This is a genomic window from Reichenbachiella sp. 5M10 (genome assembly GCF_002742335.1).
Lineage (GTDB): Bacteria > Bacteroidota > Bacteroidia > Cytophagales > Cyclobacteriaceae > Reichenbachiella.
Genome location: NZ_MDGR01000007.1, coordinates 1,453,971 through 1,479,797 on the forward strand (window position 1 = coordinate 1,453,971; position 25,827 = coordinate 1,479,797).

Genomic DNA, 25,827 nt, shown 5'->3' on the forward strand with positions numbered 1-25,827 from the left:
TATGAGCAGAACTCCAACTACCCAAACTATACTGCCAGTACAATCGGCACGCAAGACATTGAATGCCCATGAGTACCAGCAATTGAGTGAGTTCATCACGGCAAACTATGGTATTCGGTTGCCTGAACATAAGAAGGTCATGGTTGAGGGCCGTTTGCAGAAGCGACTCAAAGAACTGAATCTCGAGAGTTTTGCGGCATACATCGATCTGGTACTCGGAGAGGAGGAGACGAGTGAAGTGATTGAAATGATCAATGCCGTATCGACCAACAAGACGGACTTCTTTAGAGAACCAGCACATTTTGATTTTATGAATCAAGTCGTGCTGCCCAAATTGATCCAGTCGAGTGGAAGAAATGAATTGAAAATATGGAGCTCGGCCGCCTCGACGGGCGAAGAAATTTATACCATCGCGATGGTCGTGGAGGAGTACATGCGCAACAAGTCTGTGTCGGCGGACTACTCCGTCATGGGTACCGATATATCGGTGGAGGCCTTGCATCATGCCGTCAATGCCGTCTACCATACCAATCGCCTGGTCAATATCTCGCATGTGATGAAACAGCGATACTTCCTCAAGAGCAAGGATCCGCTCAAGCCTTTGGCACGGATCAAGCCAGAACTCAGAGCCAAAACTGCCTTTGGCCGCCTCAATCTCATGGATGAAGAGTATGATCTGCCTGACAGTTATGACATCATATTTTGTAGAAATGTACTGATATATTTCGATAGACCCAATCAGGAGAAGGTCATTGCACGATTGATTCGCAAACTCAAACCAGGAGGCTACCTCTTTGTAGGCCACTCGGAGTCCTTATTCGATAGAGGGGCCAATATCAAATTGATTAAACCGACAATATACCAAAAAGCACTATGAGTAATCTATCTGACACACAGCTACTAGAAGAGTTGCAGCAGCGATTTGTCGAGAAGAATCGCTTGCTAGCAGAGCAGAAGCAATTCACGACCGACCTCAAAACCGTCAACAAGAAATTGCTGCAATCTGAAATGATGAAGACTCAGTTTCTGTCCAATATCAAAAACGAAATCAACAACCCTATGACTTCCATCATGGGCTTGCTCAAAATCAATATGTCTACGGCAACAACTGTCGAAGATCGGATGAGAAACATTCAGTATATCTACAAGGAGGCTTCCGCCCTCAATTTTCAACTGCAAAACTTGTTTATGGCAGCCGAACTAGAGGCGGGTGAGGCACAACTTGAATTGAGCCAGTTTTCTTGTGCAGAACTGATCGGTGAGGCTGTCAATTTGGTACAGAGTCAAGACCAAGCGAATCGCGTTGCCTGCGTGGTGAGTGTGGATGCCGAGGAGAAAATGTTGTCTGATAGACACAAGTTGTTGATCATCCTGTCCAACATCATTTCCAATGCCTTCAAGTTCAATAGGGATGCTGAGGCGAGTGTAGAGATTGAGCTTTCACATCTGGATGATCAGTTGTTGTTTTCGATTAGAGATACTGGAGTGGGCATCTCTCGTGAAAATAAAGCTCAGATCTATGACCGCTTCAATCAGCTGGAAGTAGGCACGACCAAGAGCTATGGTGGTCATGGTTTAGGATTGTCCATTGTTCATTCGTTGGTCGATTTGCTCAAAGGCAGCATGGAGATTCAATCCACAGTGGGGGTAGGGACCACAGTAGAGGTCAGTTTGCCATTGGAATTGGATGTAGAAAACCAGGTTTTGTTTGCAGACGATGTGTTTGAGTTGTTTGTAGATGGGGACCAAAGCGATCAAGTTTTTTGAGTTCAATCGTCAAGATAGCGTCTCATTTTTTGTACCCCTCGACGTTGTTTGTAGGTGCTAGTGCCACAGAGGTAGTGACGGTGTTGGGCTCTTGTGTGTCCGTGTGTCTGTATGACAAAGTCAAAAAAATAGGAGGGATCAACCATTATATGCTTCCGTTTTGGAACGGGCAGGGGTTGGCTTCTGCCAAATTTGGCAACATTGCCATTGAAAAATTAATCAAAGACATGCTCCGCCGCAACTGCAAGAAAGAGGATCTGATAGCCAAAGTATTTGGAGGAGCCAATCAGGTGGACTTCACGGCACGGATAGGGGATCGAAATACAGAGATTGCCAAAGAACTACTCAAGGAGCACGGGATACGGATTGCCGCACAAAACACAGGAGGACAAGTCGGTCGTAAATTGATATTTGATACGTATACGGGTGAGGTCCGGATGAAATTCGTGGGAAAGAAAAAGGAGGCCAATCATGAGTGATCCTATCAAAATCCTGATCATTGACGATTCGAGATCAGTACAGAAGATGTTGTATTATATCTTCTCTCGGAGTGCATCTTTACGGATTGTAGGGGCGGCTTATGATGCCTATGAGGCGGTGGATATCATGCGAAAGGTCAAGCCAGACGTTATCATTTTGGATGTGCAGATGCCCAAAATGGACGGGTTGACTTTTTTGAAAAAATTGATGGACCAACACCCTATACCAGTGATTGTGTTTTCGTCACTCATTACACAAAATCCAAAAATAGGAATGCGTGCTTTAGAGTATGGAGCCGTAGAGGTGGTGGACAAACCAGTGATTGATTTTGCCAATCTTTCGGCTTCTGTTGAGGACGAAAAACTGGTGGGATTGGTGCGGGCGATAGGCCAGACTCGTGGACCAGGTCATCAGATTCTATTTGATAGACATGGAGGGAGGGTGACGCCTCTACCTATGGAGGTAGAGACTACGGTAGATCGGGTGGTAGCGATTGGTGCTTCGGCCGGAGGGACCCAGGCGATCAAACATCTACTGATGCAGTTGCCTACCAACTTCCCGCCAGTCGTAGTGGTACAGCATATGCCGGTGGAGTTTACAGGGCCTTTTGCCAGTTATTTGAATGAGGTGTGTGCAGTCAATGTCTATGAAGCGCAGGGAGGAGAAAGGTTGTTGCCGGGGACAGTGTATGTCGCTCCTGGAGATCGACACCTGACCGTGCACGAGCATCAGGGGGCGTATCGTGTGCGTCTCAAAAGTGGTGAAGCAGTGTCAGGACATAAACCCTCGGTGGACGTATTGTTTCGTTCGATGGCAGAGCAAGTTGGAGCAAAGGGGATCGGGGTGATTTTGACAGGCATGGGACGAGATGGAGCGAGTGGATTACTGGCATTGAAAGAAGCCAATGGCATGACGATAGCGCAAGATGAGCAGAGTTGCGTCGTCTTTGGTATGCCCAAAGAGGCGATCAAACTCAATGCCGTAGATCAAGTGTGTGCCCTCGATCAGATTCCAAGTGTATTGAACCAATGGGTGATAAAAAAGAAAGGATAGGTAAATTGAAACGCAATGAAAACGATGTATGGATTGAATGAAAAGGAGCAGAAATTGGCTCAAAGATTAATAGAAGACGGCTTGAATAGCGCTTCTACTACGTTGAGCAGTCTGCTCAAAAGTCCGATCTCGATTACCAAGATAGATTTTGGTAATGACGCAATGGATAGTGTAAAGGAGTCTCTTGAAGAGAATAAAATCGGAGGGTATCACATCTTGCGTACTGAGTTGATCGGCGAACTCCAAGGAGTGTGTCATTTGATTTTTAGTGCTGCGGAAATTGAAGCGATCAATCAGATCAGTGTGCCGGCATCTTTGTTGGAGTCCTCTGCGGCAGAAGCTAAGTTGCTGAGTGAAGGGTTCCTGACTGAATTGGACAATATCGTCTCAGCTTCTGTCATTACTGAGTTGTCCAATGGTCTCGATATGGATATATTCGGTCATGTGCCTAGTTTGCATATCATGGATGCTACCGAGCTGCAGTCGTATTTGGTAGCGGATGCGTCTCAGTTCAACAACGTGGTTCACTTCAAAGCCAACTTCAAGGGGGAGGAACTTAATGTTTGCCCTGAATTTACTTGGATGTTTCAAGATCAGTTTTTGACCAGAGTCAAAGAAGTTTCATTGGAAGTGGGTTGATTAGAGGGCTTAAAAACCCATGCCTAGACGGAAGCCGTGGGATCGAAACTTTCCTTCTTCAAAAGAGGTGAAGTAATCGAAGCGCATCAATTTGAAGATGTGCTCTAGCCCGATGCCCAGTTCTACATAGGTGTCCAAAGCATCCGTGTGTAAGAAATGAGCTGATGCTACGGTTTGCACCTTGGACTTACGAATCAGCGGTAGCTTGTTGATGATGAACCCGTTGAAATGATGACTGAAATGTGCCTCGGCCCAGTAGTCATTGGTGCTATAGTAGTAGTAGTCTAGGAGCTGGAAGTAGTCATCTTCAAACCGCGCCAAGATGGAAGCGTTGGTGTTGAAGTGTTGATAGTCCATGAATTCCATTTGTTTGTGACCTAGTATGTATTTGCCTGCTCCGAGGGTGTACTCACTGGTACCCCATAGTCCTAGAGCAAAGTCGTCATCGACCTCCAGTTTGATGCGATCATAGTCTACAACCGAACCCAGCCATGGGAGCCCTTTGGTGTAGTTGATCTTTACTTTTGGGTATTTGTTTTCTACGATGATTTTTTTGTTGGGCATGCTGATGTACTTCTGACCAAACCGGAGTTGTACCTCTAGGTCTACTATCAATGCTTCATGGGTTGGAAAACTGGTATCTGTATCGCTGATGTTTTTGGGTTGGTTGGAGGTGAACTCACGGGAGTTTTTGTAAAACAAGGAATAGTCACTTTCATTGTTTAGCTGTTTCCTCTGGGTGTAAATGGCGCTTGGTTTGACAAACAAACCATTGATGAGCTCATGAGTGTATTGACCATAGAAGAAGTTTTGCTCATACAGTTTTAGGTAGTTGCGCCTATTGAGTAGTGTTTCAAGTGAGTTGATCAGTGGTGATATGGGTTGACTTGGGTTGAACTGGGAGACAAAGTGCCCTCCGCCAAGATGGATGTCGGACATCTTCTTTGGATTGAGACTGTAGTCAAAATCCAATCTCCCATATAGATGTTGACTGGCTAGGCCGTAGCGCAGCTGCGGTGAGATGCGGTACTTCATGTTGTCTTCGTCGTTTTGTGTGTAGGTGGCTTTTAGGTTGAATACCACCCCCTCGACGGTATTGAACTGGAGTGTTTGTAGGATCGAAGGGATGCCTATATAAAACGCTTTGTAGCTATTTTGGTAGCGGTAGCCAGAGAGGAGTACATTGCCGAGCGTGAGCTTATTGCTGATCCTATCTACAGAGTCTCGGTAGTGTTTGGTGTTTTTAATTGCTGAGATGCTGTCTTTGGTAGCATAGTCTTGCCGCTCGATGGCAGTCAGAGGGACGGGACGTACCGTGGACCAATAGTCATCGCTACGCTTATTCGAGCCTTTTTCGATGGCTAGGATTTCATTTTTGAATGCGCGCTTGTTGATGCTGGTATCTCGAACCGCAGTGTACTGTGGTGCGGCAGAGGTTGGGGGTGTCGTAGCAGGCACGGTAGAGACAGGAGATATATAGTCCGGATTGAGTTCGACCTGATAGTCCGAATATACCGCAGCGAAGTAGCCAGATCCCTTAAACCCAAAGGTGTTGAGGTAGAACTCGAAATTTTGAGAAAGCATGACCCAAGTACTGTCAATGATTGGGGCGTGCACTTGATGAAACGTGAGCGTATCCAAGAACTCCAATTGGTGTTCTTTGGTCAAGGTAAGTTCAAAACTCGATATTCTCCACAAGTCTTCGATGATGTACAAATAACCTTGGAAAGTAGGGTCGGTTTTGCGACGTGGAATCACTTTGATCTTGTTGATCATGTAGTCTCCTTCTGTGATGATGCCCTCTAGTTTATATTCATAGAAAAAGAGAGCGTTTTTAGCAACGGGAGAGACGTATCCGCGTTCCGATATTCCCTCTATGGCCAATAAATTGTCGTAGATAGAGACCAAGGTTTGTGAAGCCTGGTTGAAGCTGAAAGCAGACTGATCCCCGCTGACCTTGGAAGAGATCATCTTTTCTTGTACCAAGTCAGGTTTGTGAAAACTCAGCTCGGAGACAGATTCGGAGAGATAAACGATGCCTGTATCGATAGGGATGTTGACTCCCAGTATTCGATCGGGTTTTTCGTCGAGACGTTGGAGTCCCTTCATGTAGACTTGACAATGAAAGGCATTGATTTCTTCTTGAAACTTCTTTTTGTGACGAATGGTTTGACGAATGATACTATAGGCTGGATCTTCATTTTGTGCATTGACAACTACCTCCTTGAGTTGCAAGGTTTCGGGTAGTAGGGTGATGTTGAGGAGGATGTCTTCTTGATTGACATGTACTTGCTTGCTTTCCTTTTTGTAGCCCACATACTGAAATACCAGCTCGTAAGATCCTGGTTCCACTTGTAGGGAGTAGCTTCCTTCGGTGTTCGTCGTGGTGCCGATCGAGGTGCCTGCGATGAACAGGGTGGCGTAGGGGAGTGGTTGCCCACTTTCGTTGGATACACGGCCTGTGATGGTTGCAGCATGAACCGTGGCTGTCAGGAGCATCAAGATGCTCAACGCAAAAGTCCAATGTGTTAGGATCGTTTTACTCAATGGTAGGTTGTATTATTTGGTGTGAAGGCCAATTTATGGAATTCACACCAAATAATGCATCAATGGAAAATTCTGGCGTATGATAGTCCAAAATAAAAGTTGTTTTGCTTGTTTTCGCGAATGAAATACATGTTTTGACGGAGGCTATATTTCATGTCAAATTTCAAGCGAGACTTATTGACAATGCGCAGATATTCTATCCCTGGTGTCCATTCAAAATCATGCTGAAATTTATCCGAAATATTGCCAAAAAAGTAATCATCATCAAAACGAATTCTCTGTAAGTTGAGACCTATCATGCCTGCTCGACTGTAGTGCTTGATTTCGAGGTAGTCCGTGTTCGAGCCAGGGCCTATGCCGCCAGCGATGATTTGTCCGTTTTGTGTATAACCTTGTTTGACTATACCATGCGTATACCAACTGTTGTTGACCCTCACAAACATGGTTTTAGACAAGCCCACAGAAGCATGCTCATAGGTGAATTTGAGGAGGGCGTCATTTTTGAGATCCACTAATTTTGAGAAGCCTATGGTGTATCCAAGAGCATGATCTGGCTCTCCTCCAAAAATCCCACCACCAAAGTCATTTTTGGCAAATTCAATGTATGTTTCAAACCCCACTTCATCAAATTCCCATTTGATTGTTGCAGCCCCCATTTGATCGTATTCGTCATTGCCAGCAGCATCTGGATCAGGGTTTTGGAAGCGGTAGATGGATATGAATATATCCGAAAAGGTAAATTCATCCGCGCGTTTGTAGAAAGCTCTATGTACACCGAGTGAAAGGCCCTTGACATGCTTGGAACGAAGACCTAGGGAAACGCCACTCCAGTAGCGATTGTCATTGCTAGAGTCGTCATCGAAATAGTCAGACTCTGAGAGGAGTCCCCAGTAAAATTTGACTTCTGCAGGACCCAAAAACGTGTTGACGGGTTGATCCGTGCCTATGTCCACATGAGGTATGCCTGCAGAGTTGTTGCCCATTAGGATTGGTGTATTTTGTGCAGGGCCCCAGACCATGTTTTCTGTGGATATTCCGAGGGTAAACTTTCTATGGACAAAGCGAAGTTCTGATTGTCCAAGGTTGAATTGGACAAATGGGTCATCCCCGAATCGCTGTACATAGTCAATTCTTTGATTTCTAAACTGATAGTTGTACGGGTTGTTATTGCCTGATTGTGGAGCTAGATCAAATTCACCGTTTTGCGAGAAGTAGGCGACGGGAGCGAAGGTGTATCGGAATTTGCCAATACGTCCTGTGATGCCTCCATGCAACTCTGAGGTAAGACCTTTCCCTTTCCATACCGCACCGTCGTTATAGCTTCGAGGATAATTGGTGATGTAGGTGTTGGCAAAGAGACCATCTAACACTCTAAAGTAGTTGCCATCGTCAGGTACTGGAGCAAAATGATCACCCCAAGGATTCCATGATAAACTATCTTTTTGATACTGATTGATGATGGATGGATAAATGTTGATTCGTTTGTTTACCGACGAATTTTTCATCTCGATGACTCGGTAGTAGTCGAGCATCACATCTCCAGGTACGAGTACTTGTGCTTGACTACTCAGTCCCGCTAGCAAACAAACCATGCACCCCAATAAATGGAAAGACTTCATGTTAGAGACTTAGAGTGTGTTCATTAGTCATTTTGAGACCAACATCGGAGTGCTGATCGTTAGAGTCTTCACTGCGATAGTCTATACTTTCACCGTCTTTGAATATCTCATAGGTGACGCCCCATCGATTCTGGTTACAGCCAGAGCATTCCCCATTGTAGCCTTCTATTTTGAGATTGTTGGTTCCTCGATTCAAGAATGGCTGCATATCAAAGAGGACATCTTCTTTGATTCGAAGACCAATGTCTCTTGAATCGAACACTTCTTTGTCATTGATATAGACGATGGCATAGTCGTCTAGTTTGTAGAATATCATGGAGTAGCCTTCTTCCGTAGGGAGCAGTTCTTTGTCGTTGCTACGGTTTTCTAGTCTCTTGGGGTTGGGGGTACAACTCGTCATGGCTGTGATGCCAATGAGAAGGAATAAAATCAAATTTTTAGACATGCTTCGCATTTTTGTTGTTGGCAAATCTAGCACTTGTTTTTAAAGGCGGTAGATATAAAAACAAAAAAAGCTTGTCGGGAAACCAACAAGCTTTAGCGGAACGGACGAGACTCGAACTCGCGACCTTCTGCGTGACAGGCAGACATTCTAACCAACTGAACTACCGCTCCAGGTAGTGTATTGAGAAGCGTTTTCTCAATCGAGCTGCAAAACTATAAGAAAAGTTGTATTATGCAACATTTCTTAGGTGAACAAAAAAGCTTGTCAGATAAACTAACAAGCTTTTGCGGAACGGACGAGACTCGAACTCGCGACCTTCTGCGTGACAGGCAGACATTCTAACCAACTGAACTACCGCTCCAGGTAGTGCTTTCGAGCGCTGTTACCCTCAATTGCGATGCAAAAGTATGAGCAAATTATTTACTAAACAATAGCTGTTCGTTAATATTTTTATGAAAATGATTGTTGATTCTCTAGGTCAATCTCTTGGTTGTTGATAGTGAGAAGATTATGTGTAAAATGGAGTTGGTATTTTTTGTCACAAGAATCTTTGGGTGGAAGCTTTTGAAGGAGTAGTGCACAATATGCTAGAATCCATGAATGATTTATACGATGATTTGTTAACTTCAATCCCTCGAAATTGAAATGTAAATCGCAGCAAAATGGCAGAATATTATTCTCGTAGAAACCTAGAATTTTTACTTACCGAAGTGTTTGATATCAAGGAGGTGCTGAAGTTAGAGGCTTACAAAATGCATGACCTCAATGGTATTCGTATGGTGTTGGATTCTGCGGATCAATTTGCGGAGCGTGAGTTGCATCCTTTTTTTCGAGAGATGGACCGGATCGAACCCGAAATGGAGGGAGGGAGTGTGAAAGTACATCCTCAGATCAGGACGATCATGAAAAAACTGGGAGAGGGTGGCTGGATATCGGCCACTGCCGGGGAAGAGTCTGATGGGATGAATTTGCCAGTGATGGCTTCTGTCGCAACCAATTTTATATTTGGAAGTGCCAATTTTGCGGCGAGTGTTTACCCCCAACTGTCTGCAGGTGCTGCACGACTGATTGAGGTATATGGGTCTGACCAGTTGAAGACTGTGTATCTGTCTCGGATGTATAGTGGTTTATGGCAGGGGACGATGGCCATGACCGAACCTGATGCGGGAAGTTCACTCGCGGATATCAGTACCAAGGCCATCCCGTTGGCCGAAGAGGAGGGAGTATATAGTATCAAAGGGCAAAAGATTTTCATTTCTGCGGGTGATCATGATGGCGTAGACAATGTCGTACATCTGCTGTTGGCTAGGATAGAAGGTGCACCAGCAGGAGTCAAGGGGTTGTCTCTGTTTGTAGTGCCTCAAAAGCGGGGTACAGTACCTGAAAAAATGGTGTCTAACGAGGTGCATACTACAGGCTTGTACCACAAGATGGGGTACAAAGGAACTCCCATCGTTCATCTAGCCTTTGGAGAAAAAGGGAAATGTGAGGGGTATTTGCTTGGAGAAGCCAACCAAGGTCTAGCTCAAATGTTTCAGATGATGAACGAGGCCCGAATTGGAGTGGGGGTGAGTGCAGCGTCTATCGCTTCGTCTGCTTACTATGCTTCCCTCAAATATGCTAATGAAAGATTGCAAGGGAGAAGACCAGATGAAAAGGACGTGACTAAGCCTCAAATTCCAATCGTAGAGCATGCAGATGTCAAGCGTATGTTGTTGCAACAAAAGGCTATCATGGAAGGATCATTGAGTTTACTAGTCAATTGTGCATACTATGCGGATATGGCCAAGGCGGGAAAGGATGAAATCAAGGAGATTTATCGATTGACTTTAGACCTGTTGACACCAGTCGCTAAAACCTACCCTAGCGAAAATGGCATCTTGGCGACATCCAATGCGGTGCAGATACTTGGAGGTGCGGGTTATTGCAAGGATTTCCCTGTTGAACAGTTCTATAGAGACATTAGAATTCACACTCTGCACGAAGGGACATCTGGGATTCATGGCCTTGATCTTTTGGGTCGAAAAATTATCATGGGTGGCGGTATCGCTTTTAGGGCATTTACTGAGGAAGTGATGAAGACGATCAAAAAAGTGAAAATGGAGATCTTGGAGTTGGCCAAATACGCTGAAAAGTTGAATGATACTCTTTTTAGACTCCAAAACGTAACCATGCGTTTGTCTACGATGGCTATGAAGGAGAAGAAAGAAGTCTTTTTGATGGACGCAACATTGTATTTGGAGCTATTCGGAATAGTAGCTGTGGGTTGGCAGTGGTTGCTTCAAGCCATCCCCTGTCAGATAGCAGTCAACGAAAATCGTGGAGATGCTTTTTATGAAAGTAAATTGATGACGATGCGGTACTACTTCGAGTACGAATTGCCCAAAGCAGAGTCACTCATCATACGTTTGAATAGTGCAGATAAGCTACTGACGGAGGTGCAAAATGAGCATTTGATTTAGAGAGGTCTGTATCGTACTGTTCTTGTGCGTTTTTTGTTGGCATCCCTTTGGTGGTTGTAGCGCATGAAGATTCTGTTTTTGGGTTTAACGACCTTGATGCGATGTGTATGGTAGTTGGTCGAACACGAGGAACCTGTGATGCATGCAATGGAGAGGAGGAGAGCTAAACAGGTTTTGATTGTGTATTTCATGTCCTATAAAAAAAGCTTCGAAATGAAGCTAATAAGAGGTGAAAAGTGAAGTGTCATTGGATCTTATCCATGACTTCCTTTGGGAATGTGATGTTATATATCGTGTTCAAAGCCTCTGCAAAAAGTTTGAACTCTTCTTCTTGAAACAACCTGTCAGATGCTGGTTCTTCCAGCTCGTCCAATTCAAACCCTTTGTTTCTCAATTCTGGTAATATCTTGATAATAATCCTCTGCCATGCCAATGGCGTGATATTATTGTTGCACCAGTTTTTTAATGTTAACACCTTTATCTTCATACACTCCTCCTCTTAGTTTGCAAATATCTCCTTTTATATTCGTATTCCCATGACCATAATGTCGTCTGTTTGTTTTTCGTTACCAATCCAGTCTTCCAGTGTTTTTTCCAATATCGCCTTCTGTTCATCCATGGACTTATCCATGTTTAGCTCTAAGCACTCCGTGAGTCTTGATGCACTGAATTTTTTGTTGTTTGGCCCACCAAACTGATCGGGGAACCCATCCGAAAACATGTAGAAAGAAGTTTCTCCTTCTACAAAATCGATGACATGCTTCTTGTGTTTTCTTTCTTCGTCAACAAATCCACCAATAGACATTCTTTCGCCCTTGACAGTGTCTATTTTTCCGTCTACTGTGTAGAGTAAGTTTTGTTTTGCCCCAGCAAAATGAACTTGCGCATTGGCTCGATCTATGACCAGGATGCTTGCATCCATGCCATGATGGTTTTCATTCTCAGACTGATTGAGAATCTCGATGATTCCGATGTTGAGGTTTTCGAGGATTTCGTCTACATCGGTGATTTCGTGCTCATGGACGATTTGGTTGAGGAGAGACTCTCCAATCATACTCATCAGCGCACCTGCTACACCATGTCCCGTACAATCGACAGACGCAATACACGTGAGGGCATTGCCTTCTTCATTTTCAACCTCTGCTATCCAATAGAAGTCCCCACTGACTATGTCCAAGGGTCTGAACACGAGGAAAAAGTCATCAAAGGCTTCTTTGATGAGTTCTGGAGAGACAAGCATGGCATTTTGAATGGTCATGGCATACTTGATACTGTCCATCAATCGTTTGTTGACTTCTGCGAGCTCTTTGGTTCTTTGTTCTACTTTTTCTTCCAGACTGGAGTTGGCTTTTTCCAATTCTCGAATCAGATTGATTTTGTCACTTTTAAGTTCATATGCTTCCAGTGCTTTGTCGATGGTGAGTTTCATCTCACCTTTGTCCCAAGGCTTGGTGATGTACTTGTAAATCCCACATTTGTTGACCGCTTTGACGATTGCTTCGATGTCTGCAAAACCAGTAAGGATCATACGGATGACATCAGGAAACTCAGGCAGTACACGCTCCAAAAGCTCAGTACCTGTCATTTCAGGCATTTTTTGATCGGTGATCAAGCATTGTATGTCATTGCTTCTGAGCATTTCTATCGCTTCATTACCACCCATGGCGGTCAAAACATTGTACTCCCTTTTGAATGCCATGCGAAATATTCGAAGGTTACTCTCTTCATCATCTACATACAAGATGGTGTATTTATCTCTTCGATTGGGTGCCTTTTGCTCCGCTGCTATTTCTTGGTTTTGCTCCATTTAATTTCTAATCAATTATGCTTGTTGAGATTGAGAAACTTTGTCCTGACCTTTCTTTTCTGCCATATGCTTTGGTATGAGGATAGAAAATTCAGTGCCTTTTCCTTCTTCACTGTTGACATAGATGTTGCCACCATGTTTTTCGATGATGCCAAAGGTAATGGACATTCCGAGTCCTGTACCAATCCCTACCGGTTTAGTAGTAAAGAAGGGTTCGAATATTCTTCTTTTGACTTGATCTGACATCCCTGCTCCATTGTCTTTGATCTTGATCATTACGTGTTGATCTTGACTTTCTGTATAAAGCTGAATCTCTCCATCTTTGCGTTCCTCTGGGATGGCTTGTATGGCGTTGCTGATGATATTCATGAATACTTGATTGAGCTGACCTGGATAGCAATTGATCTCCTCAATGTCTTCATCGTAATATTTCTTGATGTTGATGATGTTTTTGGTTTTGTTTCGAAGTAGGGTGAGGGTAGCGTCCAATGATTCGTTCATGTTGGCTGGTTTCATTTCCTCTTCATCGAGTCTGGAGAATACACGGAGTCCTTTTACGATCTCTATCGTTCGTACGGCTCCCTTTTTGATATCTGCGACGAGTTCTTGGAGGTCTTCGAGTAGGTCTTCCCAAGCATACTCTTCTTTCAATTCTTTGAGTTCTGCTAGGGTCTTTTCGTAATCCTCGCTTTTCTCGATTTCTTCATACTTGTTGACAATTACCATCAAGTCATCTAGTGAGACTTTCAGGGTGTCAATACCATTGTACACGAAGTTGATAGGGTTGTTGATCTCATGGGCAATACCTGCTGTCAACTGACCAAGAGAGGCCATTTTTTCCGATTGTACGAGTTGTGATTGTGTGCTTTTGAGGTTGTTGAGCGTGTTTTTCAATTCGTCCGAACTGTCTCTCTCGTGCTGCAACGACATTTTGAGCTGGTTTTCGGTGATCATCAGCTTCTCTGTCGCTTCGAGTTGTTCTTCAGCAATATTTCTCATGCGTTCTTCTGAGTATTTTACTCGGTCGTAGGCTTTTCTTAGTTCGTCCTGTACACGGATGAGTTTTTCATTGACTTCTATTTGTTTGCGCGAACTCTTCAATATCTCTTGCTCAGATAGTTTTAGCTTTTTGTTGCGCTGCTCTAGTGCACGTTGAGACAAGATGAGTTTCTCGTTGGCTTCAAGCTGTCTCTCAGCACTTTTTCGGAGATGCTCCTCTGATTTTTGCAATTTGACAAAGGCCTCATTTGCTGTCATGAAGTTTTTGTAAGCCAAATTCACCGCAGGTCTAAAGACGAAGGAGGCTTGCAGTAGCATGATTCCGATGATCCCTACAGTGATGATGATCCCCATAGAAGAAGAACCTGCTTTGTTGACTTGTGCTTCTTCTTCGTATCGATCGGCGATTTGATTGGCCTTGTTGGTGAACTTCTTTTGTTGGTCAGAGAGGTTGATGATGGCTCGGTTGATGATGAGGTTTTTGTCTGTTTTATCATCGTCAAAGCTCAAGTTGGTGATTTCTTTCGCCGCATCTCGTACTTCTCGATAATGAAAATCAGCTTCTTCGAACAATGCCAGAATTTCATCTGAGTTGTTTACGCTATTGATTCCCATGCTGCGATCACCTTCCGTCAGTGCTTTTTGAATTTTTTCAAATTCATCGATGGATTCTTGCATCCTTCTTTTTACAATGGAGAAGTTTTTCTCATTGTTTTGAATTCTGCTCGTACTAATCAAAAGAGCGTTTTTGGTGATGTCTTCGCTGAGTGTGGCTTGTCTTTGAGCCAATTTCACTAAACGAGCATCATTCTTGTTTACTCTGATGGTGTTTTGAACCAGGAATTGACCAAAAAATAGCCCAATGATGATCAGAATCAAGGTCAATACATAAGATCGTATCAGATTGTCCTTTTTCATATTTCTCTTGTTTAGTTACAGGTTAAGATTCAAAATGGCTCATTTGCCTTCGAAGTAAGACAGACCACTTTCCTTTCCTAAGCTCTGGTCTTTTTGTTCAGCTGTTGTCTGGTTGAGTATTTTCTTTTTGGTTTGTTTCAAGAAGTATTTTTCTAACCCACCTTCGAGGAATTTCATGATCATGGCGATGATCAACAGTATGACTAAGCCAAGGTAGTCTACTCCTACGAAATCTTGGATGACAGGAGCGAGAAATTGTTCCTCAGAGATGAATACCACAATAGCGATGATAAACATGATTCTAGAGGCTTTTTTACCTACGGTCATTTTGTCCAACTGATCGATGGTATTCTCTAGTTCTGCGTTCTTCTTTTGGATTTCACTGTTTTGGCTCTTGATTTTTTGGTTGGCATGGTCAAGTTTCTTCTGCAGTCGATCACTGATTCGAGTGATGACTTTGCTCTGATCCAGCAAGTCTTTGTAATGTACGGCGATCCCGACAGCATCATCCATACTCAGATCCTTGTTCTTTACCTTGCCGACATAGTCTGACAAAATCTTCTGCTCCTCGTGGTAAAGTTCTTTCATGTTATTTGTCTCAATTCGAAAGCGCTTATGCTTCTGCCAATTCTTTGTTTGTCAATCGGGATACTCGTATTTGAAAGGTAAAATAGGAATACTCCTCGTTTACCTTGTGGAATTCGTAAGATAGTTTTTGTCCGGTCTTTCGTGCGATTTCCACAAATCCCAATCCCGCTGTGCCTCTGTCCGAGAACTCTCCGTTGTATAGTATCTCTTTGTATAGTTTTTTCAACTCTTCCTTGCCCAGAGAATTGATGTTATCCAATTTCCCTTTGATGATGTTGATCTTCTCATTGGGGATGAAATTTCCCGTCATGATGTTAAAAAACTTCTTGCGAGCAGTAACCATCAGTAGGCCTGCTTTAGAATCATAGGTATCGATGGTTTCATCCGAAACTTCATCCATATGGTGGTAGAGGTTTTGGATGCACTCAGTTGCAGCACCATAAAACTTCTTTTTGATGATACGATTGTCTTCGATTTCGCCGATTCTGCCGTCAAGCGTCTCGATGATAGAAGTGACCAAATCAAATGTTACTTCGCCCTTGTACATCAGTACAATGTTGGTGTCGTATATGTTTTTATATCTTTTTAATAGATCCATCGCCAATGTCAAACCGAACGCCTTGGATATCAGCGCTCAACAGTCTCATGTAGTTACAAACCCAACGTTTGGTTAGATTTATTGTTTATATCCTGATACAAGTATCATTTGTATAATTCAAAGATAAAAGGAAGTGCCGTTTTATTGCGAGTTGTTCGGGGGTGGTTAGTATTCCAACTGCACAATTAAATTTCGTGTTCGTCTTGCATTCTTTTTCTCTATGAAATGTTCTAGATACAAATCAATTGCGAATGTTACCAAGAATAAGTCTAACATCCAAGGGTTGCTATTTTTTTTAGCCCCATTTAAGTGTTCTCCTAAAACTGCTAGGGGAATTACCTATGAAGAGGTAGGGGCAGCATGGTTTGCGCTGTGTTTGCCATGAGTGTAGGTCTGTTTTTGCACTTTTTTGCGACTATGTGATTGCGTCCTTGTGTGATCATGGGGTCAATCACCTTTATATTGATATTTTTGTTGACATGAAACGGTATTCAATATATACTCCTTGGATCGTCCTTGGAGGTGTGCTCTTTTTCTCTGCATGCTCGCAGAAGTATGGTCGCTATCCGATAGAAGCAATGACAGAGGTAGGGAGCTTCAATGATCAAGTGCTGTTTGATGAAGATGTCGTGGATTTGGGTGGTGAGGCATTGGTGCAATCATTGCTCCAAAGTCGAAAGTATTCTTGGGCGAATTTTTCTTTGTCGGATGCCAAGAAAGTGGCGCAACGACAAGGTGAGTCTGCCTATGTCAGCTTTCTGCTGGCGGACTACTATTACCATATGGGCCAATACGACAAGGCCTTGTCTCTACTCGAGACAGAAGGAGTAGATGAACTGCCTCAGTTGCAGGTCGATGATCTCAAAGCGCAGATTTATAGTGAAATAGGGGAGTACGCGATGGCGATCGACCTGATCAATAGTGCCATACTGATCAATCGAGGTAGTGCACGCCTCTATGGTCAAAAAGCTGAAGTGTACCTCAAAATGAGTGACAGTCTGTCGGCGATAGCTTACTACGAGAAGGCATGGGAGCTGGACAGTACTGCTGTCGATGTACCCTTGCGCATGGCGCAATTGTATGCAGGTGTCAAGGAGTTTGACCGAGCCATCGCATGGTTAGATAGAGTGAAGGTAGACAACCTAGAAGTGAAGAAAGTCAAAATCGAAACATTAAGGTCACAGGGTAATGATGCTCGTGCCAATGTCCTCCTAGCAGAGATGCTCGCTACAGGAGATTTACAGTCGGGAGAGGAGTTGATGGCGTATTTTACTGAAGTGAGGCAATTGGACTCTGTCTTGTATTATTCTACCCGTATACTGGAGCGAGATTCGACCAATCTGCCTGCTTTGTTTGGTAAGGCAGAGGTTTTTGATACCAAAGGCTATTTTTCAAGTTCATTGAGATATTACGAGTCCGTTTTGGAGATCGACTCGCTCAACGAAGAAGCCTTGGATGGAGTGAGAAAAGTAAACGGAAAAATTGCATATTTGCGCAAAATAAAGGAGCAGAAGGAATCGATACCTAGTTTCGATTTTGCTCCAAAAAGCACGAAAACATTGGATGATGAGTGACGGTATGATTAAGATCACTTTGCCGGATGGCAGTATTAAGGAGTTAGAGAAGGGATCTAACGGATTGGATGTAGCATTGAGTATCAGCGAGGGGTTGGCAAGAAACGTGCTGGCTGCTGAGGTAAACGGAGAGGTGTGGGATGCCACACGACCAATTACTGAGGATTCCCATGTAAACCTACTGACTTGGCAAAATGATAAAGGGAAGTCTACATTTTGGCACTCTTCTGCTCACTTGATGGCAGAGGCTCTCGAAGCACTATACCCTGGCGTGAAGCTTGGAATCGGACCTGCAATCGAGGGAGGCTTCTACTACGATGTGGATTTTGGGGATCAGGAATTTGATTCGGACAACCTCAAAGTGATCGAAGACAAAATGCTCGAACTCGCCCGAAACAAGAGTGAGTATATCCGAGAAGAGGTTTCTAAAGCAGATGCAGTAGCTTACTTCACAGAGAAAGGCGACCAGTACAAACTCGAACTCATCGAGGGACTCGATGACGGAGAGATTACTTTTTATAAGCAGGGCAATTTTACAGACCTGTGCAAAGGACCTCATATCCCAAATACAGGATTCATCAAGGCGGCCAAAATCCTCAACATCGCAGGAGCGTACTGGAGAGGAGACGAAAAGAACAAACAACTGACACGTCTCTATGCGGTGACTTTTCCCAAACAAAAGGAGCTCAAAGAGCATCTTGAGTTGCTGGAAGAGGCCAAAAAACGGGACCATAGAAAACTCGGCAAGGAACTAGAATTGTTTACTTTCTCTCAGAAAGTAGGTCAAGGGCTTCCTTTGTGGTTGCCCAAGGGAGCGATGCTCCGTGAGAGATTGGAGTCGTTTCTCAAGAGAGCTCAGACCAAGGCGGGGTATCAGCCGGTGGTCACGCCACATATCGGAAACAAAGAATTGTATGTGACGTCAGGTCACTATGAAAAATACGGAGAGGATTCGTTTCAGCCGATCAAGACCCCTAATGAAGGCGAAGAATTTTTCCTCAAACCGATGAACTGTCCTCACCACTGTGAGATTTACAAATCCAAACCCAGATCATACAAAGACTTGCCAGTCAGATTTGCGGAGTTTGGTACGGTGTATCGCTACGAGCAGAGTGGGGAGTTGCATGGTTTGACGCGTGTGAGGGGGTTTACGCAGGATGATGCGCATATCTTTTGCACACCCGATCAGGTCAAAGAAGAGTTCTTGAAAGTAATAGACCTGGTGCTCTATGTCTTTAGTGCTTTAGGTTTCGAAGATTACACGGCGCAGATTTCTCTTCGTGATCCAGAAAACAAAGCGAAGTACATCGGGTCAGATGAAAACTGGGAGAAAGCAGAGCGAGCGATTCAAGAAGCAGCGGCTGAAAAAGGGCTCAAGACGGTGACCGAGTATGGTGAGGCGGCATTCTATGGGCCAAAGTTGGATTTCATGGTCAAGGATGCACTGAAGAGAAGCTGGCAGCTCGGTACGATCCAAGTGGATTACAACCTGCCAGAGCGATTTGAATTGGAGTATACGGGGTCTGATAATCAAAAGTACAGACCGGTGATGCTGCACAGAGCACCTTTTGGTTCGCTGGAGCGATTCGTGGCGGTATTGACAGAGCACTGTGGTGGCAACTACCCGCTGTGGCTGACTCCTGATCAGATCGCAGTACTGCCGATCTCTGAGAAGTATGCCAAATATGCAGAGGAAGTCTACTCGTACATGGAAGAAAATGACATCCGCGGTTTCATCGATCACCGAGATGAGAAAATCGGCCGAAAGATTCGGGATGCGGAGACCAAAAAAATCCCATACATGCTGATCGTAGGAGAGAAGGAGCAAGAAGAAGGCAAAGTTTCTGCTCGTCGACACGGAGAGGGTGATTTGGGTAGCTTCACCAAAGAAGAGTTCACTGCGCTGTTTAGAGAAGCTGCCAAGGTGTAATTGTATTGGAATTAACAAAAAGAGCCAAGAGTCAAGACACACAGTCTTGACTCTTGGCTCTTTTTTGTTTCAACTTGTTTAAGGCTTACTCTTGACTACTTGATCTCTACGAGTTCCACTTCGTAGATGACCGGAGCGTAGGGCTTGACGTTGGAGGTGAGGTACCCGTAGGCGAAGAGTTCTGCCCTCAGGTAGCTCGGCATGATTTCTATACTGCTGCCAAAGGCCAAGTCTGAGGGCATGATGAGCAGAGCTTTTTCACCTTCTTTCATCTTCATGACCCCTTCGTAGAAGCCTTCGACGAGTTGTCCGCTGGCCAACGAGACGGTCAGCGGATTGTCAGGCTCTGTTTCTTGAATCACCGTCCCGTCTAGGTACTTTCGTGAGTAGTGTAGGACAACTTGATTGTAGTTTTTGGGGGAGTCTCCGTCCCCTGCTTCTATGGTCTGATAATACAGTCCGGACGAAGAAGGGGTCATGTCGGTCAGTCCTTGCTCCATCAGGTAGCTGTCGATGGCGTCCACCTCTGAGATGTGCATTTCTTCTTCTGATAGGATGTCCACGAGTTCCATTTCTACGATGAAGTTGCTGTACGGAGCGAAGCTGTGATCTTCGGGTGCATACTCTTCGTAGGCCGTGTAGGAGGGCAGGTAAAACCTGATTTTTTCTCCCTGGTGGAGGATGTCTACCCCGTAGTTGATGCCTCGGGGGATGACACTGTTCCAGTTGAACTTGAACTGTACCGTGTCGTCGAGCCTCGTCTCCAAGGTGTCGCCATCCAGCGTCATGAGGAGGTATCGTACCTGTACGATGTCTCCTGTACTAGGAGCCTCACCACCAGTCTGATCGGTGAGTTGCTCATAGTAGATGCCAAACGAAGACTGGTCTGCTTCGATTCCATTCGTACTGAGGTATTCACTGATCTGCTTGTCGCTAATTTTCTGTTGCTTTTCAAATTCAGACTCGTCCAAACACCCCGTGAAGAGTGCTGTAAGAAGGACCATTACTCCAACGCCAATTTTTCCTTTCTGCATAGTAATTTTCATTTGTTTCAAATTGTTTCCTCTACTAGACACTGCGTGTGCACAAAGCGTTGGATTCACTTTGTCATTTGGGGGACAAATGATCTCACGTATCGATGTGGGGCGGCCTTTCGGCAAAAGACAAAGTTTTTCATCGCAGCAGGGATGGATAGAGGGAGTCACTTATCTTTGCGGCCATGCACATGAACGATACCATAGTAGCCCTCGCTACACCTCCAGGAGTAGGTGCCATCGCAGTGATTCGCCTGTCTGGTGCGGAGAGCATCGCCCTGACGGCCTCTTGTTTCGATGGCAAGGATTTGCTGACGCAAAAATCTCACACCATCCACTTTGGCAACATCCTCGATGGGGAGGAGATCGTCGACGAGGTGTTGGTGTCGCTATTCCTCAATCAGCGGTCTTTTACCAAGGAAGAAAGTGTGGAAATCTCCTGTCACGGGTCGCAGTACATCATCAACCGCATCATTCAACTTCTGATCCGTAAGGGCGCACGTCTGGCCAACCCGGGGGAGTTTACCCAACGGGCGTATCTTAATGGTCGCTTTGATTTGGCGCAAGCCGAAGCAGTAGCCGACCTCATAGCCTCCGAAAACGAATCATCACATGCCGCAGCACTCAACCAGATGCGTGGCGGGATATCCAAAGAAATCAAAGCCCTGCGCGAGAAACTCGTGCACTTCGCCTCGATGATCGAGCTCGAACTGGATTTTTCCGAAGAGGATGTGGAGTTTGCCAGTCGTGACGAACTCAAAGAACTGATCAAAGGCATAGACAAGGTACTGGTCAAGCTGATCGATAGTTTCCAACTTGGCAATGTGATCAAAAACGGGGTGCCCGTCGTGATCGTCGGAAAACCCAACGCGGGCAAATCAACACTGCTCAATGCCCTGCTCGAAGAGGAGAAAGCCATCGTGTCGGATATCGCAGGGACAACCCGCGATACGATAGAGGACGAGATCAACATCGGTGGGGTGAAGTTCCGCTTCATCGATACAGCGGGTCTACGAGAGACGACCGATCAGATCGAAGCGATCGGAGTGGAGCGTGCCAATCAAAAGATGAAAGAGTCTTCGCTAATCATGTATCTGTTTGACCTCTCGACCGAAGGGCTCGATGTGATCCTCGCACAGGAGCAGCAGCTCATCGAGATGGACAAGCCCTACATCCTTGTCGGCAACAAGCGGGACAAGGTAGAATCAGAGCCTGCTGCACTGCTGGAGAACGAACACTACATCTCCATAGCAGCCAAGCAGGAGACAGGAGTGGCTGCACTCAAGGATATGATCTTCGCCAAGAGCCAGATGGACAACTTCAAGACTGGCAATGTCGTCGTGACCAATGCCCGCCATCACCAGTCGCTAGTCAATACCCAAAATGCCCTACACGATGTAGTACGCGGGATCGACAACCAGATCACCAACGACTTCCTCGCCCAAGACATCCGTCACTCACTCTACTACCTCGGTGAGATCACGGGAGAGATATCGACAGACGACCTGCTAGACAATATCTTTAGTAAGTTCTGTATCGGCAAATAACCCTACAAACAACCCATAATCAAATCTAACAAATCCTAAAATACGGCATAAAAAAGCATTTATTGATGTTTTTGGCTTGTGTTTGATTAGTCATTTCTAGTGATGTTTTGCTGCTTTTTGTACCGCATTTGTACCTTATTGTTTATCTTTATATAAGGTACAAAAGTGGAGAGATAATGAAACGTTTTGAAACATAATGATACATTATGAATCATTATACTCCAAAATGAAAGTCAGAGATTACCATGAGTTCTAACATTCGGATACAGAGAGTTTGCCAACACTGCGGAAATGAGTTCACTGCTAAAACGACGGTGACTAAATACTGTGGTGACAATTGCGCTAAGAGAGCTTATAAGAAGAGAAAGAAGGAAGAAAAGATTGGTGCTTCTAACCAGGAAACTATTGAGCTAGTAGCACAGCCTATCAGAGCTATTCAAGAAAAAGACTTTCTCTCACTCGATGAAGCAGCCAAGCTTCTAAGTGTGAGTAGAACTACCCTGTACCGTATGCGCAAAGACGGCGCATTACAATTTGCCGTAATTGGCAAGAAGAAGGTGATCTCTCGAAAATCAATCGATCAACTCTTTAACCCAAGCCTATGAAAGTCACACTTCGCCAAAAGAACATTTCAAAAGGGATGATTAGTCTATACCTGGACTTCTATCCTCCGCTTGTGGATCCAATATCCAAAAAGTCAACACGCCGAGAATTCCTAAAACTCTACATGTATCAAAAGCCAAAGGGAGCAATTGAAAGGAACCACAACAAGCAGACTCAGATACAAGCTGATAGTATCCGTTCATCTCGGCAGTTGGATATACAAGCGAATCGATTCGACTTTATATTCAAGGAAATCAAGCAAGTTGATTTCTTGGCATTCTTCAAAAAACTAACAGGTCAAAAATGGCAAAGCGATGGCAATCATGGCAATTGGTTGAGTGCCTACAATTACCTCGATAAGTTTACAGATGGCCTGTGTGTAACTGGCGATATTGACATAGAGTTCTGCGAGGATTTTAAGGAATACCTGAAGACAACTGACAGCATCAAGAGCAAAGCCAAGAAACTCTCTCAAAATAGCCAGGCATCCTATTTCAGCAAGTTTTCAGTAGCAGTGGAGGAGGCTTTCAAAAAAGGCTACCTCAAGGAAAACTACATGCTCAAAGTTGATGTCATCAAACAAAAAGAAACAGAACGAGAGTTCTTGACCCTTGAAGAGTTGAAGGCCTTGTACAGTACCGAGTGTGAATTTCCAGTCCTCAAAGTGGCTGCTTTATTCTCAGCCCTTACAGGACTTAGATGGAGCGATTTGATCAACCTTACCTGGGGAGAAATCCAGTATTCAGAAATCAACGGACATTTCATTCGATTCATCCACGAAAAAACCGACAGACCACAGACCTTAAATATCGCTCAACAAGCAGTTGATATCCTGGGCTATCCTAGAAACAAAACAGACAAGATATTTCAAGGATTGAAATATTCAGCCTGGACAAATCTCAAACTCTCTGAGTGGGTGATGAGAGCAGGGATTGTCAAAAAGATCACATTTCACTGCTTTCGGCATACCTATGCCACGCTGCAGTTGTCCTTAGGTACCGATATATACACAGTATCTAAGTTACTCAATCACAAAAACGTTAAAACCACTCAGATATATGCAAAGGTGATCGACCAACGAAAGAAAGAAGCCGCTGAGAGAATCCCTGATTTAGGTTCAGGAGACAAGGGAATGAGAATTGCTTAGACAGGTTTATGTTCCATTATTTGAGAAAGTGTTCAATGATAAATTCCAAATTTCTTCTAAATCAATTTATTAATTAGCATCCATGAAAATCCTTATCATAGAAGACGAACATGAGCTTGCTCAAGACATGGTAAAATACCTTACCAATGAGCAATACTTGTGTGAGTGTGCTTCTGATTTTCAGGGTGCAATGGAAAAGGTATATGGGTACGATTACGATTGCATTTTGTTGGATCTCATGCTCCCTGGGGGTGATGGACTGACTATATTGGAAGAACTGAAAAGATTAAACAAACAAGATGGGGTAATCATCATATCTGCTAAAAACGCCATTGAAGATAAAGTAAAAGGACTGAAACTTGGAGCTGATGATTATCTGGCCAAGCCTTTCCATCAAGCAGAATTAGCGGCAAGGGTTGAATCGTTGATCAGAAGAAAGCAATTTGATAGCAACAACCAGATTGTACAAAATGAATTGATCATAGACATTCTTGCTAAATCTGTAACAGTTCACGGATCACCTATAAACCTTACTAAAAAGGAATTCGACCTTCTTCTGTTCTTTATTGGCAACAAAAACAGAGTCCTTTCTAAAGGAGCTTTGGCTGAGCATCTTTCAGGCGATTTTGCCGACATGTTTGATAGCCATGATTTTGTGTATGCTCATGTCAAAAACCTAAAGAGAAAGTTGAAAGAGAAAGGCTATGGTGACTATATTAAAACTGTTTACGGAACAGGGTATAAATGGGAACGATGACGAAACTGCTGGACAAACCTTTAAAGGCATTCACCATATACTCGCTGATAATTCTAGCTATTAGCATTCCAGCTTATGTAATGGTTATAGATTATATCTGGACTACAGAATTAGACGAGCACAATTGGCTTACTGTAGTTCATACAAAACAAAAGCTCCAATCCAAACAGTTCTCGCATGCTGAAGTAGAGAGTATCAATCAAATTTGGGGGGAACTTCAACCAGGTGTTTCGATAGTGAAGGCAACCAGAAAGAGGGTCTTTGCTGATAGTATTTATGAAGTCATTAGACCCAACGAATATGATGAAGAGGACGAAGCAGACCGCTTTCGAGGGCTGAAGTCATATGTTGAGATCAATAACTTACCATACATCCTGACAGTTGAAACGAATGTGGAAGAATGGGATGAAACCTTTGGAGGTGTGGCGATAGTCACTTTTCTTTTTTTTGTAGTTCTGATCTTCGGTTTCATCCTTTTAAACCGCAGGATAGCTACCAGGACCTGGAAACCCTTTTACCAAACTTTATACAACCTCAAGTCTTTTGAACTTTCGAAAAACAGGTCTATAAACCTTCCTGAATCAGATATTGAGGAATTTCATGAACTGAATCAATCTCTGCATCAACTAATAAGCAATAGTGTGAGCACTTTTCAACAGCAAAAATCTTTCACTGAAAATGCCTCGCACGAACTTCAAACACCAATAGCTCTGCTCAAATCCAAATTGGATTTGCTAATTCAGCAAAAAAACATTTCACCAGAAACCTCTGAAATACTGAGTAGCATAGACGCTCCATTGTCTCGCCTTTCCCGAATCAACAAGAATCTACTTGTGTTGGCCAAAGTGGAGAACCATCAATACAGTGACAAGGAGGAAATAGTCATAACAGATTATTTGAATAGTGCTATCACACTTTTTGAAGATTATTTAGATGAAAAACAATTGCGACTGTCCAATGATATAACAGAATCTATTGTAGTAAATGCCAATGCATTCCTGATTGAAACGTTGATTCACAACCTGCTTTCAAATGCTATCCGGCACACGCCAAAGGGAGGGCAGATCAACATTGCAAGCACCAGGACGTCTCTTCTAGTGATAAATACGGGTAAGGAGAGCTTAGATCAAACGAAATTGTTTCAACGGTTTTCCAGCACTACACAGGACAAAGTAAGTAGTGGTTTAGGGTTGGCCATTATTCAAGAGATTGCAAATAAGTATGGATGGGAAATCACCTACAATTTTGAGAGCAACTTCCATGTTTTTACCGTGAGTTTCGCCTAGTTCTAAATTTCTTCTAAATCGTGTCTG

Annotated in this window: 22 protein-coding genes and 2 tRNA genes; 13 read left to right on the forward strand and 11 right to left on the reverse strand. The window is 44.0% G+C overall.

Features of this window, described 5'->3' with window-relative positions; all coding sequences use genetic code 11:
• Position 1: 1 nt before the first annotated feature.
• Genes BFP72_RS05865 through BFP72_RS05885 form a run of 5 tightly spaced genes read left to right on the forward strand, consistent with a single transcriptional unit; the run spans position 2 to position 3,939 of the window.
• A complete protein-coding gene (locus BFP72_RS05865) occupies positions 2 to 877 on the forward strand; it encodes a protein-glutamate O-methyltransferase CheR (RefSeq protein ID WP_158233299.1) in 876 nt (291 codons plus the stop codon).
• On the forward strand, positions 874 to 1,767 hold the full coding sequence (locus tag BFP72_RS05870; protein ID WP_099598250.1) for a sensor histidine kinase KdpD: 894 nt from the start codon (positions 874 to 876) through the stop codon (positions 1,765 to 1,767). The genes BFP72_RS05865 and BFP72_RS05870 overlap by 4 nt, the downstream gene beginning before the upstream one ends.
• A complete protein-coding gene (locus tag BFP72_RS05875; protein ID WP_221406484.1) occupies positions 1,764 to 2,246 on the forward strand; it encodes a chemotaxis protein CheD in 483 nt (160 codons plus the stop codon). Before BFP72_RS05870 ends, BFP72_RS05875 begins: the two co-directional genes overlap by 4 nt.
• Entirely contained in the window at positions 2,239 to 3,300 is a 1,062-nt protein-coding gene (locus BFP72_RS05880; RefSeq protein WP_099598251.1) for a chemotaxis response regulator protein-glutamate methylesterase, read from the forward strand. The genes BFP72_RS05875 and BFP72_RS05880 overlap by 8 nt, the downstream gene beginning before the upstream one ends.
• Before the next feature lie 15 nt (positions 3,301 to 3,315).
• A complete protein-coding gene (locus BFP72_RS05885) occupies positions 3,316 to 3,939 on the forward strand; it encodes a hypothetical protein (RefSeq protein ID WP_099598252.1) in 624 nt (207 codons plus the stop codon).
• Between the two features lie 9 nt (positions 3,940 to 3,948).
• On the opposite strand, the gene BFP72_RS05890 is transcribed toward BFP72_RS05885, so the two are convergent.
• From BFP72_RS05890 to BFP72_RS05910, 5 genes are all read right to left on the reverse strand, one after another.
• On the reverse strand, positions 3,949 to 6,486 hold the full coding sequence (locus tag BFP72_RS05890; protein ID WP_143519950.1) for a DUF5686 and carboxypeptidase regulatory-like domain-containing protein: 2,538 nt from the start codon (positions 6,484 to 6,486) through the stop codon (positions 3,949 to 3,951).
• A gap of 59 nt (positions 6,487 to 6,545) precedes the next feature.
• The gene (locus BFP72_RS05895; RefSeq protein ID WP_099598254.1) at positions 6,546 to 8,105 is read right to left on the reverse strand and encodes a capsule assembly Wzi family protein; all 1,560 of its coding nucleotides are present in this window, start codon (positions 8,103 to 8,105) and stop codon (positions 6,546 to 6,548) included.
• A 1-nt stretch (position 8,106) separates the two neighbouring features.
• Entirely contained in the window at positions 8,107 to 8,550 is a 444-nt protein-coding gene (locus BFP72_RS05900; RefSeq protein ID WP_099598255.1) for a hypothetical protein, read from the reverse strand.
• A gap of 96 nt (positions 8,551 to 8,646) precedes the next feature.
• A tRNA-Asp gene (locus BFP72_RS05905) sits at positions 8,647 to 8,720 on the reverse strand.
• A 117-nt stretch (positions 8,721 to 8,837) separates the two neighbouring features.
• Positions 8,838 to 8,911 (reverse strand) — tRNA-Asp (locus BFP72_RS05910).
• A 301-nt stretch (positions 8,912 to 9,212) separates the two neighbouring features.
• On the opposite strand from BFP72_RS05910, the gene BFP72_RS05915 reads away from it, so the two are divergent.
• Entirely contained in the window at positions 9,213 to 11,012 is a 1,800-nt protein-coding gene (locus tag BFP72_RS05915) for an acyl-CoA dehydrogenase (protein ID WP_099598256.1), read from the forward strand.
• A 244-nt stretch (positions 11,013 to 11,256) separates the two neighbouring features.
• On the opposite strand, the gene BFP72_RS05920 is transcribed toward BFP72_RS05915, so the two are convergent.
• The 5 genes from BFP72_RS05920 to BFP72_RS05940 are packed head-to-tail and all read right to left on the reverse strand — an operon-like array spanning position 11,257 to position 15,922.
• Positions 11,257 to 11,499, reverse strand: coding sequence for a hypothetical protein (locus BFP72_RS05920; protein WP_099598257.1), 243 nt, complete (start codon positions 11,497 to 11,499; stop codon positions 11,257 to 11,259).
• Between the two features lie 33 nt (positions 11,500 to 11,532).
• A complete protein-coding gene (locus tag BFP72_RS05925) occupies positions 11,533 to 12,819 on the reverse strand; it encodes a response regulator (protein WP_099598258.1) in 1,287 nt (428 codons plus the stop codon).
• Positions 12,820 to 12,834: 15 nt separating this feature from the next.
• Positions 12,835 to 14,736 (reverse strand): sensor histidine kinase, encoded by a 1,902-nt coding sequence (locus BFP72_RS05930; protein ID WP_099598259.1) that lies wholly within the window; start codon positions 14,734 to 14,736, stop codon positions 12,835 to 12,837.
• Positions 14,737 to 14,775: 39 nt separating this feature from the next.
• The gene (locus tag BFP72_RS05935; RefSeq protein ID WP_099598260.1) at positions 14,776 to 15,324 is read right to left on the reverse strand and encodes a hypothetical protein; all 549 of its coding nucleotides are present in this window, start codon (positions 15,322 to 15,324) and stop codon (positions 14,776 to 14,778) included.
• A gap of 25 nt (positions 15,325 to 15,349) precedes the next feature.
• Positions 15,350 to 15,922, reverse strand: a complete 573-nt coding sequence (locus BFP72_RS05940; protein WP_099598261.1) for a SiaB family protein kinase — start codon at positions 15,920 to 15,922, stop codon at positions 15,350 to 15,352.
• 479 nt (positions 15,923 to 16,401) lie between these two features.
• On the opposite strand from BFP72_RS05940, the gene BFP72_RS05945 reads away from it, so the two are divergent.
• A complete protein-coding gene (locus BFP72_RS05945; RefSeq protein WP_099598262.1) occupies positions 16,402 to 17,496 on the forward strand; it encodes a lipopolysaccharide assembly protein LapB in 1,095 nt (364 codons plus the stop codon).
• Entirely contained in the window at positions 17,489 to 19,426 is a 1,938-nt protein-coding gene (gene thrS, locus BFP72_RS05950; RefSeq protein ID WP_099600704.1) for a threonine--tRNA ligase, read from the forward strand. Before BFP72_RS05945 ends, thrS begins: the two co-directional genes overlap by 8 nt.
• 95 nt (positions 19,427 to 19,521) lie before the next feature.
• Here thrS and BFP72_RS05955 read toward each other — a convergent pair whose 3' ends face one another.
• Positions 19,522 to 20,460: an FKBP-type peptidyl-prolyl cis-trans isomerase gene (locus tag BFP72_RS05955; RefSeq protein ID WP_158233300.1), complete on the reverse strand. Its 939-nt coding sequence runs from the start codon at positions 20,458 to 20,460 to the stop codon at positions 19,522 to 19,524.
• Between the two features lie 191 nt (positions 20,461 to 20,651).
• Here BFP72_RS05955 and mnmE point away from each other — a divergent pair, with 191 nt between their 5' ends.
• From mnmE to BFP72_RS05980, 5 genes are all read left to right on the forward strand, one after another.
• A complete protein-coding gene (gene mnmE / locus BFP72_RS05960; RefSeq protein ID WP_245816767.1) occupies positions 20,652 to 22,007 on the forward strand; it encodes a tRNA uridine-5-carboxymethylaminomethyl(34) synthesis GTPase MnmE in 1,356 nt (451 codons plus the stop codon).
• 245 nt (positions 22,008 to 22,252) lie between these two features.
• On the forward strand, positions 22,253 to 22,612 hold the full coding sequence (locus tag BFP72_RS05965) for a helix-turn-helix domain-containing protein (RefSeq protein WP_099598264.1): 360 nt from the start codon (positions 22,253 to 22,255) through the stop codon (positions 22,610 to 22,612).
• Positions 22,609 to 23,757: a site-specific integrase gene (locus BFP72_RS05970; protein WP_099598265.1), complete on the forward strand. Its 1,149-nt coding sequence runs from the start codon at positions 22,609 to 22,611 to the stop codon at positions 23,755 to 23,757. Before BFP72_RS05965 ends, BFP72_RS05970 begins: the two co-directional genes overlap by 4 nt.
• Before the next feature lie 82 nt (positions 23,758 to 23,839).
• Positions 23,840 to 24,514: a response regulator transcription factor gene (locus BFP72_RS05975; protein WP_099598266.1), complete on the forward strand. Its 675-nt coding sequence runs from the start codon at positions 23,840 to 23,842 to the stop codon at positions 24,512 to 24,514.
• Positions 24,511 to 25,800: a sensor histidine kinase KdpD gene (locus BFP72_RS05980; RefSeq protein ID WP_158233301.1), complete on the forward strand. Its 1,290-nt coding sequence runs from the start codon at positions 24,511 to 24,513 to the stop codon at positions 25,798 to 25,800. Before BFP72_RS05975 ends, BFP72_RS05980 begins: the two co-directional genes overlap by 4 nt.
• Positions 25,801 to 25,827: the final 27 nt, after the last annotated feature.

Bases quoted from the DNA above. Each gene is read 5' to 3' on its own strand.
- BFP72_RS05865 (WP_158233299.1), top strand. From the start codon at position 2: ATGAGCAGAACTCCAACTACCCAAACTATACTGCCAGTACAATCGGCA.
- BFP72_RS05975 (WP_099598266.1), top strand. From the start codon at position 23,840: ATGAAAATCCTTATCATAGAAGACGAACATGAGCTTGCTCAAGACATG.
- BFP72_RS05900 (WP_099598255.1), bottom strand. From the start codon at position 8,550: ATGTCTAAAAATTTGATTTTATTCCTTCTCATTGGCATCACAGCCATG.
- BFP72_RS05955 (WP_158233300.1), bottom strand. From the start codon at position 20,460: ATGCAGAAAGGAAAAATTGGCGTTGGAGTAATGGTCCTTCTTACAGCA.
- BFP72_RS05980 (WP_158233301.1), top strand. From the start codon at position 24,511: ATGACGAAACTGCTGGACAAACCTTTAAAGGCATTCACCATATACTCG.
- mnmE (WP_245816767.1), top strand. From the start codon at position 20,652: ATGAACGATACCATAGTAGCCCTCGCTACACCTCCAGGAGTAGGTGCC.
- BFP72_RS05870 (WP_099598250.1), top strand. From the start codon at position 874: ATGAGTAATCTATCTGACACACAGCTACTAGAAGAGTTGCAGCAGCGA.
- BFP72_RS05945 (WP_099598262.1), top strand. From the start codon at position 16,402: ATGAAACGGTATTCAATATATACTCCTTGGATCGTCCTTGGAGGTGTG.
- BFP72_RS05885 (WP_099598252.1), top strand. From the start codon at position 3,316: ATGAAAACGATGTATGGATTGAATGAAAAGGAGCAGAAATTGGCTCAA.
- BFP72_RS05965 (WP_099598264.1), top strand. From the start codon at position 22,253: ATGAGTTCTAACATTCGGATACAGAGAGTTTGCCAACACTGCGGAAAT.
- BFP72_RS05930 (WP_099598259.1), bottom strand. From the start codon at position 14,736: ATGAAAAAGGACAATCTGATACGATCTTATGTATTGACCTTGATTCTG.
- thrS (WP_099600704.1), top strand. From the start codon at position 17,489: ATGAGTGACGGTATGATTAAGATCACTTTGCCGGATGGCAGTATTAAG.
- BFP72_RS05915 (WP_099598256.1), top strand. From the start codon at position 9,213: ATGGCAGAATATTATTCTCGTAGAAACCTAGAATTTTTACTTACCGAA.
- BFP72_RS05940 (WP_099598261.1), bottom strand. From the start codon at position 15,922: ATGGATCTATTAAAAAGATATAAAAACATATACGACACCAACATTGTA.
- BFP72_RS05880 (WP_099598251.1), top strand. From the start codon at position 2,239: ATGAGTGATCCTATCAAAATCCTGATCATTGACGATTCGAGATCAGTA.
- BFP72_RS05895 (WP_099598254.1), bottom strand. From the start codon at position 8,105: ATGAAGTCTTTCCATTTATTGGGGTGCATGGTTTGTTTGCTAGCGGGA.
- BFP72_RS05925 (WP_099598258.1), bottom strand. From the start codon at position 12,819: ATGGAGCAAAACCAAGAAATAGCAGCGGAGCAAAAGGCACCCAATCGA.
- BFP72_RS05920 (WP_099598257.1), bottom strand. From the start codon at position 11,499: ATGAAGATAAAGGTGTTAACATTAAAAAACTGGTGCAACAATAATATC.
- BFP72_RS05970 (WP_099598265.1), top strand. From the start codon at position 22,609: ATGAAAGTCACACTTCGCCAAAAGAACATTTCAAAAGGGATGATTAGT.
- BFP72_RS05935 (WP_099598260.1), bottom strand. From the start codon at position 15,324: ATGAAAGAACTTTACCACGAGGAGCAGAAGATTTTGTCAGACTATGTC.